Raw genomic sequence first — 15,950 nt, 5'->3', positions numbered from 1 at the left:
GTTATGACCACCGCTTCAGCAAGGGCTGTTCCCGGTATTTTCTCAGGTGAATTCATTCAGGAAACGCTCGCTTTGACCCGTCGCCTATTTATCCAACTGCAACGGCGCCCTTCAACACTGGTGGCGGGGGTGGTACAACCCTTGATTTGGCTGATCCTCTTTGGGGCTCTCTTCCAGAATGTGCCGCAGGGGTTGTTTGGCGAGAGTTCCAACTATGGCCAGTTTCTCTGCGCCGGCATTATTGTGTTTACCGCCTTTAGTGGTGCCCTCAATGCGGGGCTGCCGGTGATGTTTGACCGTGAGTTTGGCTTTTTGAATCGGCTGTTGGTGGCGCCATTGGCTTCGCGGTTTTCAATTGTGTTGGCCTCGGCTTTGTTCATCACAACCCTGAGTTTGATTCAGGTGGTGGCGATCGCCAGCCTAGGGGTGCTGCTAGGAACGGGGCTACCGAATTTAGCGGGCATTGGAGTTGTCTTGGCCACCGTACTAATCTTGGTGTTTGGTGTGACAGCCTTGAGTCTGGGACTCACCTTTGCCTTGCCCGGTCACATTGAACTGTTGGCGGTGATTTTTGTGATCAACCTGCCGTTACTCTTTGCCAGTACTGCCTTGGTGCCCCTGTCGTTTATGCCGCGCTGGTTGCAGTGGATTGCCAGCCTCAACCCCCTCAGTTTGGCGATTGAACCGATTCGCTATGTCTATTTACATCCTGACTGGCAGTTTAGTGATGTGGTCATGGTGGCGCCTTGGGGATCCCTAAGCTTGGGAGCAGCGCTGCTGATTCTTTTGGCGGTTGCCGTGGGGATGAGCCTACTCATTCAACCCCTGTTGCGGCGGCGCTTGGCCTAGACCACCCGCAGCGTGAAGCCTTGGGTACACCACTCCCGCACATCCAAGCAAAACTCATTCCCTTCCGGTTCACTGCTGAGATCCCCTAGCAGACCGAGAACCAAGGCAAGACTATCCTCACCAGAAATTAGCAATGGCTCTGAATGGCTAGGGTGGCTACTCAGTTGACTAAAACGAGTCAGGGGGCGGTGGCTGCTGATGATAAAAACCTTCAGCCATTGGCAAGGGCGATTCAGCGTCCACGTATAAAGGGGAATATTCAAGCCCGGCGCAACCGCCAACTGCCACGACTGTGTTTGCAGCGGCAGGAGGAGAATGCCCTGACTGCTATCCCATGCAAAGGCGACAATGTTGAGGGGGCGATCGCCATAGTTGTAGAGGCTCCAGCGGCAAGTATCCCCCTTGGCCAAGGTGAGGGGCGTGTCTAAGTTCGTGGCTGGCAGCTTGGTGCTCAGGACATCTGGCAGGGGATTGGGGCTGCGGGGTGGGGATTGGCGGCTTAAGAGTTTTGCCATTGGCGATAGTTGCTCAAGGGTTGTACACACGGCCACCTGACTAGAGGTGGGGTTCAAGGTCAGTGTCAGCCATTTTTGAGCTAGCAGGGCATTCAGCAGGGGGTTCAAGCGGCGGATGCCGGCTTTAGCAGCTTCATTGGTACCACTACAACTGTGTTGAAGCAATGTTCCCACCGGCCATTCCAATCCATAGCTACCCCCTGTGGCACTTCTGGTGAGAACCACATCTGGCAGCGACTCACTGCCGTTGAGCACAGCAACGTTCTCTTCGTTGGTCAGGGCATTGATGGCATCTACGCGCTCAATTTTGCTCAGCTTGGGGTCTAGTGCCACTTGTACCTGCAGATTTTTCCCTAGGCGCCGTTGTTGCTCATAGAGGCGATCGCCCACTTGCAGGGGCTGACCACTTACCCCCTGAGCCATGATGCCATTAAAACTAACCATGTCAACGACCGTGGCACCGTCAGCAGTGCTCCAACGACTGTGGGGATGACAATGGGCTAATAGCCAAGGACTGAGGCCGCCACACCAAACCTGAAGGGCGCGGTCGTGACCGGTACTTTGCACCACACCGTCAAAGCCGTGGGATAGGGGGACATTCCCCGGCAAGCTATCGCTGACGAGATGAATTTCTGCCCCGGTTTGCCAGCGCAGTTCATCGGCGGTGTACATCAGGCTCGTCGCCAAAGGGCGATCGCCCCCCAAAGCCGCTAGATAATGGCTCAAACTAGCAGTAAAGAGTCCCACAGGAACGCCATTCAGGTGCGTTTCTACCCCCAAATCGGCCCAAAGCAGATGATCCTTGGGAACTCGGCCTGCGCCACGGGTCTCTACAGGCTGCAACGGCACAAATCGCCAGCGCAACATCTCCCCCTCAATGGGTGGCGGGCTAAAGCGGGTGTCGAGCCATACCTGTACCCCTTTGGTACGCAGTAATTCAGCAAGCGGTAAGATGCCCTCACCTGCTGCTGTGGCATCGGCGAAAACCAGTGCTGGTTGTTGCTGCCAAAGCGTGCCGTAGCCACTAAAGTAAACTAACAGGGGCTGACCCGCGTGCTCCAGCACCCCTAGGGTTTCTTGAACCGCATCGAGGGTTGCCGCCTGTTCCGTCAGTAGCGTAATGTCACTGTCCGCTAGCCCCCAGCCATCTAGCAATAGGTTTTTCACTAGCTCAACATCCGTTAGACAACCGCCTAAAGGGGGCACACCCACTAACTGGGGATAGTGGTTAATGCCAATCAGGAGTGCTCGCCACGGACGAAGAGAGTCTGCCAAGGAGCCGCCTGCCGTTTGCCAAACCCACGGCATCAGTGTCAGTGCCGCAGCACCGTACAAAAAAGAACGACGGCTTAACCTCATGCCTTACCTCCCAACAGGCCCATCCTCAGATTCGAGCACAGGCACGACAACACTTATGAATTAGGACTAGTTCTATTCTCAAAGGTTGTGGACGCAATTCAGCGCACAGCGAGCATAAAACGTCAATTTTTCCTAGGGGTCTTCCCCCCGCACAATGAAGCAGACGCGCTGGCCAATGGTTACCGCATGATCACCAATGCGCTCTAGGTTGCGAATCAGCAGCAGGAGGATTAAGCGCAATTCCACTGGTTCTTGCGGATCCAAAGGGGTGCAGAGTCGCTCATAAAGACGTTGATAGTCGGCATCGACGGCATCATCGCAATTGGCAAGGGCTAGCCCCACCTCAGGATCCAAATTGGCAATGGCGGATAGGGCTTCCGATAGTAACAGTTGCGATCGCTGGAACATCAAGCGGATGTCCTCAAGGTAGGGTGGGGGTGGATAGCGCAGCAGCGTTTGACCCGCACGGCCAATTTCAAGGGCATAATCGCCGATCCGCTCTAGATCGCGGCAGAGGTGCGAGAGCATGACCAAAAATCGGAGATCCTCGGCCACAGGAGCTTGCAATGTCAGCAGGGCGATCGCCTCACGATTGAGTTCCTGGGCGCTGCGGTCAATGTCCCGCTCCCTTTGGATCAACTGCTCGACACTGAGGAGATGTCGCTCAATCAAGACACCATAGGCCAACTGACAGGCACTTTCCACCAGTGTCCCCAGTCGCAGCAAGTCACTGCGCAGACGTTGTAATTGCCGTTCAAAATGGGTGGCCACGGCCTCAGACCAGCTCTTTGTAACATTATAGCTATTTCGAAAGGGAGTGAGATATTTTCAAGAGGCATAGGCTATACTCAAAGCATCATGAATATCACTCAAGAATATGAGCTATAGCTTGGACTGACGAGAGCGGGTTGTCTCCTACATCAAGCAAGGTGGCAAAATTAGTGAAGCAACTCAAATCTTCTAGGTCAGTTGCGCCACCATCCATCGCTGGCTGAAGCGAGAGAACTTAGCGCCCACGGTTGTCCCCCGTCGTCCTTGGAAGCTGGATTGGGCGGCCTTAGCAGCCGATGTTGCTGCCCATCCCGATGACCGTTTAATCGACCGTGCCCAGCGATTTGGCGTCCAAGTTTCCACCATTAGCTATGCCCTCGCCCAGATGGGCATCACCCGAAAAAAAAACAGATGCGTTACCAAGAACGGTGTGAAGAAGAGCGGCAAGCGTACCAACAGCAGCTCGACACATGGGTAGAGAGCCATGGGGAGGAAACGGTGGTGTCTATCGATGAGAGGGGGTTTGACTCTCGGGTGGAGTGTGAGTATGGGTGGTCAGCGCGAGGCCAACGAATTGATGGAGAGCGAGCGGGGAAGCGTCAGAAAAGAGAGAGTTGAGTCGCAGGACGGTATAGACACCAGAAAGACTTCATCGCCCCAATGCTGTTTTGCGGATACTTGAATGCGGTAGGGTTTGTGAGTTGGCTGAGTCAGTACTGTTTGCCGACGTTAAAGAGACCGTCGTTGTTGATGATGGATAATGCACCGATTCATCCAAAAGGGGTGATTCAGGCAGTGGTGAAAGCGGCGGGTCACGAGGTGTTATTTTTACCGAAATACTCTCCTGATTTGAATGTGATTGAGCACGACTTCAGTGCGTTGAAGCGATCGCGGATGTATGCAGGGTCAAACAGTTCGATTGATGAAGTGATTCGCAAGTATTGTGCTGGATGATATCTCATTCCTTATTGGAATAGCTATATCTGTCCACTGGTGCATCAATGGAGCCGACAATGTGTCTTTTCATCCGCCTAAAGTCATTAAAGAGGGATATTCCTAATAGGCGCGACCTAAGGGGGGTGTCCAAGGGGTCTCCGGTGTTGTGACTACCGACAGGAGGCTGCCAATGCCTTCAATTTCGACGCGCACGCGATCGCCCACCTGTAATGCACCAATTCCTGCGGGTGTCCCCGTCAATACCACATCCCCCGGCAGCAGTGTCATCACATAGCTAATGAAACTCACCAACTTGGCGGGTGAGAAAACCATTTGATCAATCGTTGCTGATTGGACGGGTTGCGCGGCCTCATTAATAAAGGTTTGCAACCGCGCATCGCTAGGAACCTCTCGCACAATCCAAGGCCCTAGGGGGCAAAAGGTGTCAAACCCCTTGGCCCGCGTCCATTGCTGCTCCCGCTGCTGCAGATCCCGAGCCGTGACATCGTTGGCGATCGTGTAACCCCAAATATGCTCAAGAGCTTCATTTTCAGGGCAGGCACGGGTACGACGACCAATGACCACCGCCAATTCCCCCTCATAGTCCACCCGCTTTACTTGGGGCGGATACCAAATGGGACAGCCGGGGGCTTGAACCGTTGTCGGTGGTTTTAGAAAAATTAATGGCTCAGGGGGCACGCTATCGCCCATTTCGGCAGCGTGCTTCACATAGTTGCGTCCGACAGCAACAATTTTTGAGGGGGAGCAGGGAGCCAAGAGTTGATAGCTATCGGGACTGAGGACTTGGTTCGTGGGTTGGCCGTGGAGCCACGGTGCCGCATCCCAAATCATCACTTCGCGGTTGAGTTGCAGTGTGCCGTAATGAATCTGTCCCCCCGTGGTCTGTACCCGCACAAACCGTTCCACCATAGTGAATTAGTCCCCTTTTTTCCTTGCCAAGAATGGCAAACTGCGGTGCTAAAATTATAAAGCCTTGCTTTTTGCATCCGTCAAAAGGCCATTTGTCCAAAGGGAGTTGACCTCAATGATTACACGGAACTACGAAACGCTCTATATTGTTCGTCCTGATGTGGGCGAAGAACAACTGGAACAAACCATTAGCCAATTTCGCACTTTTTTAGAAGAACAGGGTGCGACAAAGCTTAAGGTGCAAAATCGGGGCAAGCGTCGGTTTGCCTACCCGATCAAGAAACTGCGGGAGGGCTACTACATTCTGATGACCTATACCGCTGCTGGGACGGCGATCGCCCCCCTAGAACGCGCTATGCGCCTCAATGAAAACATCCTCCGCTTCATGACGATTGTCCTTGAAGAAGAGGCCGACACCGAAGACGCCGAAGACGACAATCCTGTTCTTGCCCGTGCTTAGGACAGTACACTGATCCAAATTCACTTGAAAGGGGGGCATCATGGCACCATCTCCCGGTTCTTGGAAGTGCGATGGCGTACCTAAAAACGGTAAATCCTACCCCAATGCCAGCGGTGCCCACCCCCCCTATGAAAACTTTGGCCCCGACTGTGACATCTGTGGACTACCCCGTGAGGCCATGAATCCTGCCAGTGGTAATAGTGCTGCTGGGGCTGGAAAGTGGAAACTACCGCTAGTTGCTGCTGCCCTTGGGGTGGTTCTATTACTCGCGGGTGGTATTGGTTTCCTTGGCTATCGAATCTTTATTGCCAACCGCAACGGCACTACGCCACTGCCGATAGGAGGGACAACCAGTGGCAACCACTTGGTGAGCAAAACCACTGCCCGCAACACAGCCTATATTAGCCAAGGGGAGCGCATCCTGATCAGTGAACCCAATCCGCAGCGAGCAGCCCTGAAGCAAGAAGCCGCCCTTGCCTTTGATCAGGGAGATTGGGCACAGGCGATCGCCAAGTATCAAGAACTCGTCACCCTCGATCCCAATGATCCAGAGGCGCGCATTTATCTTAACAATGCCCGTGCTCGCCAAGCCGGCAACCCGATGACGATGGCCACCGTTGTTCCCATTGGTACTAGCCCCGATACTGCCAAGGAAATTCTGCGGGGGGTCGCTCAGTACCAAGAGCGCTTTAATGCCAGTGGCCCCAGTCGTGCCCTTGAAGTCGCCATTGTCAATGAAAACAGCCCCAATGGTGTGACCAGTTTGGCCGAAGATTTGATCAACAGTTCAATCCAAGGGGTACTAGGTCATGGCACCGACGCCAATAGTCGTGCCGCTCTACAGGTTTATGAGCAAGCGGGGATTGCGGCCCTTTCTCCCCTGACCACGAATGTCATCCCCCAAGACAACGGCACGGTTCAAGTGCAAACCCTATCTTTGAGTGAAAAGGGGCAACAACTCCTCAATACCTACCTTGACAATGCCGCCAATACCCTCGCCCAAGCCGCTGCGAAAAAAGTCCCTAATGCCAAAGTGGCTGTTCTCTACAACAGCGATAGTCCCTACAGTGATGAACTGAAAACTAAATTAGTCGCTGCTCTGCCTCGGTTTGGTGCGCAAGTGGTGCAACAGATGGATGTGGCCGCCCCCGGCTTTAATGCCAATACAGCAATGACCACAGCACAGCAAGCGGGAGCCAATGTGGTCATTTTGGCCATGAGTCGCGCCCGGGTGAATGATGCCGTTGCCCTTGCTATTGCCAATCAAACCCAAACTACCCCCCTGCAGTTGTTTGGTAGTGATCAACTCTACAGCCCTGATTTACTGATCAAGGGGGATAGTGCCATCAATGGCATGATTCTAGCAGTGCCTTGGAGTACTAACCCCAATGATCCCTTTGCGCAGCAGGCCGCACAAGCGTGGCGGGGGCAAATTAGTTGGCGCACCACAACCGCCTACGATGCAACTCAAGCCCTTGCCCAAGCGATGGTTCAAGGGGGCGATCGCGCCAGCACCCAACAACTGCTCCGCCAAGGGGTACAAATTCAGGGGCAAACCGCCAGTGGTACCTTTGATCGAGTTCCTCTGGTGCAAGCAGCACCGGGACCCAATGGCCCTAAAGGCTCCAACTACCAGTTCAACCCCCTCGGTAGCCTCTAAACCATCAAAATTGGGGCAACTAGTGCTAAGCTATTGCCGATTGGTGTTTTAGGAATCTCCATGACTGCAAAAATTGGCATTATTGGCGGTAGTGGTCTCTACAAGATGGAGGCCCTCACCGATGTCGAAGAGGTACGTCTGACTACGCCCTTTGGTGATCCTTCCGATGCCTTTATTTGCGGCAAGATTGCTGGGGTTCCAGTCGTCTTTTTGGCACGTCATGGCCGCGATCACCATCTACTGCCGACGGAGATTCCCTTTCGTGCCAACATCTATGGCTTCAAATCCCTTGGGGTCGAGTACCTGCTTTCTGCGTCTGCGGTGGGTTCCCTACAGGAACAGGTGAAACCCCTTGATATAGTGGTGCCCGATCAGTTTATTGACCGTACCCGTAACCGCATTTCCACCTTCTTTGGTGAGGGTATTGTGGCGCACATTGGCTTTGCCGATCCGGTGTGTCCTGCCCTTGCTGCTGTTCTTGCTGATGCGATCGCCGATCTCAACCTGCCCGATGTCACCCTGCACCGCCAAGGTACCTATGTGTGTATGGAAGGGCCTGCCTTCTCGACACTTGCGGAGTCGAATCTCTACCGCTCTTGGGGCGGAACGGTGATTGGTATGACCAACCTACCAGAGGCCAAATTAGCTCGTGAAGCGGAGATTGCCTATGCAACGCTGGCGCTCGTTACCGATTACGACTGCTGGCACCCCGAGCATGACTCAGTCACAGTGGAGATGATTATTGACAACTTACAGCGCAATGTCAAAAATGCCCAAGCGATTATCTGTGAAACCGTCAAACGCCTCCATGCCAATCCACCAGCCTCTAAAGCCCACCGTGCCTTAAAGAATGCCATTCTCACTCCCCTTGACAAGGTACCCGCAGCCACCAAGGAGAAACTGCATCTGCTCTTGGCTAAGTATCTCTAGGTCATAGACTCTGCTGTATTCTGATCACCCTCAAAGCTGATCTGCTCACACAGTTGCGGATAGGTGGTCTTGGGACTGAGGCAGCGACAGCGGTTGAGGGCCGCGGCAAGGGCTTCAATTTTAATCGGTTTACTGATGTAGTCATCCATCCCCGCCGCAAAGCAGCGTTCGCGATCGCCAGCTAGGGCATTTGCCGTCATAGCAATAATCCAAGGACGCTGGCTGGGAGGCCATTGGGCACAGATGCGTTCGGTGGTCTCGAGGCCATCCATCTTCGGCATTTGCACATCCATGAGCACCACATCGTAGGGGCGCTGTTGCAGTGCTTCAAGCACCTCGAGGCCATTGGCCGCCACATCAGCGCGGTACCCCATCCGCTTGAGAATATGCAGTGCCACCTTTTGGTTAACAGCATTATCCTCGGCAAGCAAGATGCGTAGGGGAAAACGGCTACCCAAGTTCAGATCAATACCGGTTCTTGTCAGTGCTGGTTGGGTCGCTGACTCACTGCTGAGTACTCTAATCAGCGTTTGCCGGAGGGTGAGGGGGCGAATCGGTTTGGGAATATGCGTTGTAATCAGCTCTTTGCGACTGGTGGTTTCCAGCCAACTCAGGGGAGTGAGCAGGACAATGGGTTGTTGGTTGCAAGAGGCCTGTGATTGCAAGCGTTCTGCCAACTGCAGCCCCGACATTTGCGGCATATTCAAATCAATGACTGCCACATCCCACTGGGGCGGTGCTTCTAGCACCAGTTGCGGATCTCCATATCCGACGGGAACCATTCCCCAGTTTTGCAGCAATGTACAGAGATTATCGCGGCTGGCGGCATTGTCGTCCACTACAAGAACCCGCTTGTCTGCCAAAGCAGCATGGATTGTCGGCGGCACATAGGGTTTTTGTCCTTCAGCGAGGATCGTAAATGTAAATGTGGTGCCCTGCCCCTCGACACTTTCAACGGACATATTGCCGCCCATCAACTCACAGAGGCGTTTGCTGATCACAAGGCCTAGGCCGGTACCGCCATACTCGCGCGTCGTCGAGGCATCCACTTGACTAAAGGGCTTGAAGAGCCGATCCAAGCGATCGCTGGGAATGCCAATGCCCGTATCCTGAACTTGAAATTGGAGAAAATCCTTGCCCTCGTGCTTGACCGCGCTCACATGGACGACGACTTGGCCTTCGTGGGTAAACTTAATGCCATTGCCCACTAGGTTAACGAGGATCTGCCGTAGCCGGGTCACGTCCCCTTTAACTTGGGCAGGGGTTTCGGGGGTACAGGTGTAAAGTAACTCTAACTCCTTCTCCTCGGCTTTGCTGGCCAATAGGCTCAGGACATCCTCCACGCACTCACGCACATCAAAGGGCTGCTGCTCTAGCACCAGTTTGCCCGATTCAATTTTCGAGAAGTCAAGAATGTCGTTAATAATTGTTAGGAGTGCCTCGCCGGCTTGGTGCAGAGTTTGCAAAAAGTCCCGTTGCTGCTCATTGAGGGGCGTATCCAAGAGCAAATTCGTAAAGCCCAAAACCGCATTCATGGGGGTGCGGATTTCATGGCTCATGGTGGCCAAAAATTCACTCTTGGCCCGGTTGGCCAGTTCTGCTTGCAGGCGGGCTTGTTCGAGTTCTTGGTTTTGCTGAGCCAATAATTGGCGCTGCTGCTGTTCATGGCGCAGGAGTTCCGCTTGGGCGATCGCAATCCCCACTTGCGCGGCCACTGCTTCCAGAAGTTCAATCTCATCGGGAGTCCACTGCCGCTGGCGATCGCACTGATGCAGGCCAATAACGCCATTGGGTACGCCTTTATAGGAGGTGCGAATAGCCAGCATTGACTTGATTTGAAATTGATGACACAGCTCAATGGCACTGCCCAGTAGGGGCTCTTGAGTCACATCGTGGGAAACAACGGCGGCATCGCTACCTAAGACTTGGAGGGCGTGGGGGTTATTTTCCACGGGCACATTGACCCCCTTCATGGATGCGTAGCCCGGTTGCAGATATTCGGCCACATCAGGAATACGCGGTGGTGGCCCCGGCTCGTAGCGGTGAATTAAACAGCGACTAACCCCAAAGGCACGACCAATTTGAGTGACAGTTGTTTCAAAAACTGTCTCTGTATCGAGGCTCTGGCGAATCTGTTCAGTAATTTGATTCAAGAGTAATGCCCGCTGCATTTGCTGTTGCAGTTGCTGACGTTGGCGGGTTTCCTGTTCCAAAAGTTGTACTTGGGCAAGGCCAATCCCCACCTGTGCCGCCACACTCTTGAGCAAACTTTTAATCGCCTCCGTCCACCGCCGCTGGCGATCGCACTGGTGCAAAATGAGTAAACCATTCGCTTGATTGCGATAGGCCGTGCGCACAATCACCGCAGATTTCACACTCAGGACTTCGCAGTACTCATGAAGTGAGGTTAGACGACTGTCTGTTGCCACATCCTCGCAGCTAAACACCTCATCAGAGGCAAAAACCGATTCCAAAAACGCTCCCCGCATCTGGCTCAAATCGAGAGGGCATTCCTTGACGGAGGACACCCCCGGCGCACAATACTCTGCCACCAATTCCATCGGCGAAGGGGCATTCTCCTGATAGACAAATAAGAGGCAACGACTGACATTGAGGGTTGCTCCCACCTGCTGCACTGCTGTACGACAGATGTGTTCCCGTTCAATTTGCTGGCGAATTTCCTCAGTAATGCGATTGAGCAGGAGCGTGCGCTTCACCTGCTGCTGTAAAAACAGTTGTGCCCGCTGCCGTTTGGTGACATCACTTTGAATGCCAATGTAGTGGGTAATTTCGCCAAACTCGTTATAAATCGGCGAGATGGCCAGTTCATTCCAGAAGGGTTGGCCGTTTTTGCGGTAGTTGCGCAGCACCACCCGGCAGGATTGGCCTTTTTTAATGGCATTACGAATGGCTTCAGCCCCCGGTTGATGGCGATCGCGCCCCTGCAAAAAGCGGCAATTTTTGCCAATCACCTCCGCTGCTCGGTATCCTGTCATCCGCTCAAAGGCGGGGTTCACATAGATAATTGGATTATCGGGTTGGCGGTAGTCGGTAATCACAATGCCATTAGTACTGGCAATGATCGCTCGCTCCCGCAGTCGCAGCTCTGCCTCAATTTGCTTCTTGTCGGTAATATCAACCGCTAACTCCAAAAAGCCAATCAGTTGCTCTTGGCTATCATGAATCGGGGTGACTGACAGAGACACAGGGAAGTGAGAGCCATCCCGCCGTACAAATGTCCACTCCTGCTCATCGGCCAAGCCCCGCCGCGCCCGAGCCACGAGAGTCTCAAACCCCGCAGGAATGGGTTCTCCCAATTGCGCACTGAGGATCTGGGCATAGCGCTCCACCTCTTGAGGATCATGGAAACGTTCTGGCGTTGCTTTACCCACCAGTTCTGAGGCAGAATATCCTAGCCATTCCTCAGCAGCTCGATTCAGCAGCGTGATAATGCCATCGGTACGGGTGGCAATGATGGCGTGATTACTACTATTGAAGACCGCCTCTTGGAGGCTGCTCATCTGCTGAATGTAGGCCAGTTGTTGCTGGGTAACCTCTAAGTGATGGCGGATTTCCAGTTCACTAATGACTTGGCGAGCAAGGGTGCGCAGGGTTTGCTGTTGAACGGGGTTTAGCTCACGCGGCTTATAGTCCACTACGCAGAGGGTACCAATGCCATAGCCATCGGGCGTCATCAAGGGCATCCCCGCATAGAAGCGGATATAGGGCGGCCCTGTAACAACGGGATTATCGGCAAAGCGGGGATCCAGCCGAGCATCCGGTACCACCACCAGTTCTGGCTGAAGGATCACATGGGCACAAAACGCAATATCCCTAGGGGTTTCACAGGCATCTAGCCCCACCTTGGACTTAAACCACTGCCGCTGGCGATCGATGAGACTAATCAAAGCAATGGGGGTTTCGCAAATGGCTGCCGCTAAATTCGTAATTTCATCAAAGATCGGTTCCGGAGGCGTATCTAAGACTCGATACTGCTCAAGGGCACGTTGCCGTTCCGGTTCATTTGCTGGCAATGGGGCAGCAGGCATAGCCCAAGTGTACCGCCTTTTTGTAGGAGCAAGTCTTTCATCATTATATGAATTGCACTGGTTCTAGAGAGGATTCCCTAGGGGATGCAGAACACAACATCTATCTTTGCAGGACTTGGAGGGCAGTCACAGAATAAAAAAAGGATGTAGCACCTACGCCTACACCCTTCATCAATCGTTTTTTCAGACGGTGGCAATCTTAGCCTGCCCAACCCTTGGCGGCTTGATCGAGCACGTAGGCAGCCACATCTTGAATTTGTTCATCGGTGAGACGACCAGCAAAAGCGGGCATGGCATTTTTGCCGTGCTGCACTTGGTAGATAATGGCATCCTCGGAGTACATGCCAAATTGCTCAAGGGCTTCTTTTTTCAGGGTTTTGTTGGCCATCACCACATTGCCACCCCCCATGTGACAGGCTGCACAGTTGCCGCTAAAGACTTTGGCACCATTGGCTAAATCTGCTGCAAAGGCCGCAGGGGTGAGGCTGACAAACAGCGCGATCGCGATCGCGCAAACACAAATGAATAGCTTTTTCAACGGAGTTCTCCTTTCATGGAATGCGTCAGGGTATGGATAAAGCCCCAAAAATCAAGGGGTGCAAGGTTCACCAAAGGTCAGTGTAGCAAAGTTCCCAACCTAGGGGACACTGTCCGGAAAGCTTTCTACGCCCCAACCGGGCGCCACGGCTGCCGCTCGCAAAATAAAGGCAGCTAAGGTCTCAAGCTGTTCCGTGGTCAACCAGTCCTCACTCACGCGGCGGCAGGAATAACTCTCTTCGCTGCCATCGTACGATCTCGGCGATCGCTGGAAGGCCACCAGACTGGTAATTGTATCCCGTGGGGGGGTGGCTCCCTTGAGATCCTTCAGGGAGAGGGAGACCAACGGATTGGGGAGTGTACTGCCGCCAACGTGGCAGTTTTTGCAGTTTTCCTCAAAGAGCCGTTTCCCACGGGTCAAGTCCACGGCTGTAAAGGTTTTGGTCTCACCGCCGTCATTGAGGGGCAGTTCCACCGTATCTGTGACCTTCAGGTATTGGATCACATAGTTATCTACCCCAGAGGCCGCCAGCGCCGTTGCCGGGGCGATCGCCCAGCCCAGCAGCAAGAACAGTAGGCCACTGCAGAGCCAGACAACAGGCCGAAGCCGAGAGTGAGGTTGGTGCATGAGTTGGGAAGATCCTTCTTGAGTTGTGACTAGTAGTAAATTTTACCGCCTCCCCATTTATCCCCAAGAATCTTGGGTTCGACGAGGATGTGACCGGCGATCGCCACCAGATCTTTTTCGTTCAAATTCCGCATTTTGGGAAAAATGTCGGCACTGCGCAGACTGGGGTGCACCTCAGCAATTTCTTGCTCACCATCGTAGGTGGTGGGGTTTTTCATATAGTCCACCAAGCTTTCGATGTTATCCCGTGGCGGTGTGGCCAAAGCCAGGGTTTCAGTGCGCAAATCCAAATTGGGGTTGGTTTTGGTGATCCCCCCCACATGGCAGGAGGCGCAAGCATACTGGAAGAGACGCTTACCCTCAAAGTATTGCTTTTCCGTCAGGGTAATGGTTTTTCCTTCACTGTTGAGGGGAACGGTCAGGACGTCAGGGGTCAGTTCAGCGGCCAGTGCTGTACCTAGGGTCAGTTGCCAGAGGCAGAGGCAAAGGGCGACCGCAAGCCAAATGGATTTTCTTAACATAGTTCTCCCAATAAGCAGGTCTTACGAGTGCGGTGATGTGTCCCGTTGATCGGTCGGTGTAGCAGAGTCCGTCAAAGCCAAAATGATTGCTTTGGCATCTTCAAGGGGCAGGCGCGTTTGCGGACTGGTATAGCGAATACCCAAGCGATCGCACAACCCACAGACGGTTTCGACCGAGACGCCGTAGTCCGCTGCCAAATCAGCGATCGCAATATCCACAAATCCCATGCTGCTACTCTCCGCTTGGGATCAACGACCAAGTATCATTATCATGCCATTGCGCGGCTTCTTTACCAAAAAGCGTCCCCTTCGCAAAGAGAAGTGCCACCACAGCGTACACTGTTGATGTGGCTGTTCAGATGGAGTTTTCAATGAAACGAGTCTTGGCGATTATCCTTGGGGGCGGTGCCGGCACACGTCTCTATCCCTTGACCAAGCGTCGAGCCAAGCCTGCGGTTCCCCTTGCTGGAAAATATCGCCTCATTGATATTCCTGTGAGCAATTGCATCAACTCCGAAATCAATAACATTTACGTCCTTACCCAATTCAACTCGGCCTCCCTCAACCGTCATATTGCTCGTACCTATACCTTCCCCGGCTTGACGGGCGGCTTTGTCGAAGTGTTAGCAGCGCAACAAACCCCAGAAAATCCCAACTGGTTTCAGGGCACTGCCGATGCGGTGCGTCAATACCTGTGGCTGTTAGCCGATTGGGACGTGGATGAATACCTGATTCTTTCAGGAGATCACCTCTACCGCATGGACTATCGCCTTTTTGTGCAGCGCCATCGCGAAACGGGCGCCGATATTACCCTCTCCGTCTTGCCCGTCGATGAAAAAGCCGCCTCTGGCTTTGGCTTGATTAAGGTAGATGGCACAGGGCGAGTTATTGAATTCCGCGAAAAACCCAGCGGTGATGCCCTACGGGATATGCGCGTGGACACAACCCGCTATGGCCTTAGTGCCGAGGAAGCCCATCGCAAACCCTACATTGCCTCAATGGGGATTTATGTCTTTAAGCGGCAAGTGCTGATTGATCTGCTGCAACAGATGGCCGATGCCACGGACTTTGGCAAGGAAATCATTCCCGCTGCGACCCGTTCTCATCTTGTCCAAACCTACGTCTTTAATGGCTACTGGGAAGATATTGGCACGATTGGATCCTTCTACGAGGCTAACCTTGCCCTCACCCAACAACCCCAACCACCCTTTAGCTTCTACGACGAAAACGCCCCCATCTACACCCGTCCCCGCTATTTACCCCCCAGTAAGATTCTCAGTTGCACGATCACCGAGTCAATCATTAGCGAGGGCTGCATTCTTAAGGAATGCCAAGTTCACCATTCCGTTTTGGGGGTGAGATCGCGCGTAGAATCCGGTTGTGTCATTGATCATTCCCTGCTGATGGGCGCCGACTACTACCAAGACTCGGCGCAGCGCAGCCAGCTCCTGTTGCAACATAAAATTCCCATCGGCATTGGTGCCAACAGTGTCATTCGCGGGGCAATTGTCGATAAAAATGCCTCCATTGGCCACGATGTCAAAATCATCAACAAAGACCATGTTGAAGAATCCAACCGTGAAGATCAAGGATTTTATATCCGCAGCGGGGTGGTGGTGATTATCAAAAATGCCATGATCCCCGATGGCACCGTTATCTAAGCCATAAGCAAATTTGAATTGGCAAGCGGGGAAAACCTGTGTAGCATATCAAAAGAACAGCCCTTTTCACAGATGGAACAGGCTTAAAACCGCGAAAGCCACTATGGGAGGAAATTGCACTCCCTTCATGTATGCCACATTTTA

At 53.3% G+C, this 15,950-nt stretch carries 13 protein-coding genes and 1 pseudogene; 6 read left to right on the top strand and 8 right to left on the bottom strand.

From position 1 onward, the window contains the following. Positions 1-3: 3 nt before the first annotated feature. Entirely contained in the window at positions 4-849 is an 846-nt protein-coding gene (locus RHH53_RS03195; protein ID WP_302678821.1) for an ABC transporter permease, read from the top strand. Here the strand turns inward: RHH53_RS03195 and RHH53_RS03190 are convergent. Both RHH53_RS03190 and phoU read right to left on the bottom strand, forming a co-directional pair. Further along, the gene (locus tag RHH53_RS03190; RefSeq protein ID WP_310744085.1) at positions 846-2,723 is read right to left on the bottom strand and encodes a caspase family protein; all 1,878 of its coding nucleotides are present in this window, start codon (positions 2,721-2,723) and stop codon (positions 846-848) included. The genes RHH53_RS03195 and RHH53_RS03190 overlap by 4 nt on opposite strands. Positions 2,724-2,855: 132 nt before the next feature. Beyond that, on the bottom strand, positions 2,856-3,494 hold the full coding sequence (gene phoU, locus RHH53_RS03185) for a phosphate signaling complex protein PhoU (protein ID WP_206201030.1): 639 nt from the start codon (positions 3,492-3,494) through the stop codon (positions 2,856-2,858). A 148-nt stretch (positions 3,495-3,642) separates the two neighbouring features. On the opposite strand from phoU, the pseudogene RHH53_RS03180 reads away from it, so the two are divergent. Then, positions 3,643-4,448: pseudogene (locus RHH53_RS03180) on the top strand (IS630 family transposase). A gap of 102 nt (positions 4,449-4,550) precedes the next feature. Here the strand turns inward: RHH53_RS03180 and RHH53_RS03175 are convergent. Next, the gene (locus RHH53_RS03175) at positions 4,551-5,360 is read right to left on the bottom strand and encodes a fumarylacetoacetate hydrolase family protein (protein WP_206201029.1); all 810 of its coding nucleotides are present in this window, start codon (positions 5,358-5,360) and stop codon (positions 4,551-4,553) included. Between the two features lie 115 nt (positions 5,361-5,475). Here RHH53_RS03175 and rpsF point away from each other — a divergent pair, with 115 nt between their 5' ends. The 3 genes from rpsF to RHH53_RS03160 are packed head-to-tail and all read left to right on the top strand — an operon-like array spanning position 5,476 to position 8,410. Beyond that, the gene (gene rpsF, locus RHH53_RS03170; RefSeq protein ID WP_206201028.1) at positions 5,476-5,820 is read left to right on the top strand and encodes a 30S ribosomal protein S6; all 345 of its coding nucleotides are present in this window, start codon (positions 5,476-5,478) and stop codon (positions 5,818-5,820) included. A gap of 40 nt (positions 5,821-5,860) precedes the next feature. Beyond that, positions 5,861-7,480: an ABC transporter substrate-binding protein gene (locus RHH53_RS03165; RefSeq protein ID WP_310438017.1), complete on the top strand. Its 1,620-nt coding sequence runs from the start codon at positions 5,861-5,863 to the stop codon at positions 7,478-7,480. Between the two features lie 60 nt (positions 7,481-7,540). Further along, positions 7,541-8,410: an S-methyl-5'-thioadenosine phosphorylase gene (locus tag RHH53_RS03160; protein ID WP_302678819.1), complete on the top strand. Its 870-nt coding sequence runs from the start codon at positions 7,541-7,543 to the stop codon at positions 8,408-8,410. On the opposite strand, the gene RHH53_RS03155 is transcribed toward RHH53_RS03160, so the two are convergent. From RHH53_RS03155 to RHH53_RS03135, 5 genes are all read right to left on the bottom strand, one after another. Continuing rightward, the gene (locus RHH53_RS03155) at positions 8,407-12,459 is read right to left on the bottom strand and encodes a GAF domain-containing protein (RefSeq protein WP_310744084.1); all 4,053 of its coding nucleotides are present in this window, start codon (positions 12,457-12,459) and stop codon (positions 8,407-8,409) included. The two genes, RHH53_RS03160 and RHH53_RS03155, sit on opposite strands and share 4 nt — an antisense overlap. A 199-nt stretch (positions 12,460-12,658) precedes the next feature. Further along, a complete protein-coding gene (petJ, locus tag RHH53_RS03150) occupies positions 12,659-12,997 on the bottom strand; it encodes a cytochrome c6 PetJ (protein ID WP_302676856.1) in 339 nt (112 codons plus the stop codon). A gap of 99 nt (positions 12,998-13,096) precedes the next feature. After that, complete coding sequence (gene psbV2, locus RHH53_RS03145) at positions 13,097-13,624, bottom strand: photosystem II cytochrome PsbV2 (protein ID WP_206201023.1); 528 nt, start codon at positions 13,622-13,624, stop codon at positions 13,097-13,099. Positions 13,625-13,653: 29 nt separating this feature from the next. Beyond that, entirely contained in the window at positions 13,654-14,145 is a 492-nt protein-coding gene (psbV, locus tag RHH53_RS03140) for a photosystem II cytochrome c-550 (protein ID WP_302676857.1), read from the bottom strand. A gap of 21 nt (positions 14,146-14,166) precedes the next feature. Further along, positions 14,167-14,373 (bottom strand): translation initiation factor IF-2, encoded by a 207-nt coding sequence (locus RHH53_RS03135; RefSeq protein WP_206201021.1) that lies wholly within the window; start codon positions 14,371-14,373, stop codon positions 14,167-14,169. Between the two features lie 143 nt (positions 14,374-14,516). Between RHH53_RS03135 and RHH53_RS03130 the strand changes: the two genes are divergently transcribed. Then, positions 14,517-15,806: a glucose-1-phosphate adenylyltransferase gene (locus RHH53_RS03130; RefSeq protein WP_302676858.1), complete on the top strand. Its 1,290-nt coding sequence runs from the start codon at positions 14,517-14,519 to the stop codon at positions 15,804-15,806. Positions 15,807-15,950: the final 144 nt, after the last annotated feature.

The organism is Thermosynechococcus sp. PKX82 (assembly GCF_031583255.1).
Lineage (GTDB): Bacteria > Cyanobacteriota > Cyanobacteriia > Thermosynechococcales > Thermosynechococcaceae > Thermosynechococcus.
The sequence above is the reverse complement of the archived record's forward strand: the minus strand, read 5'-3'. Positions and strand labels throughout refer to the sequence as shown.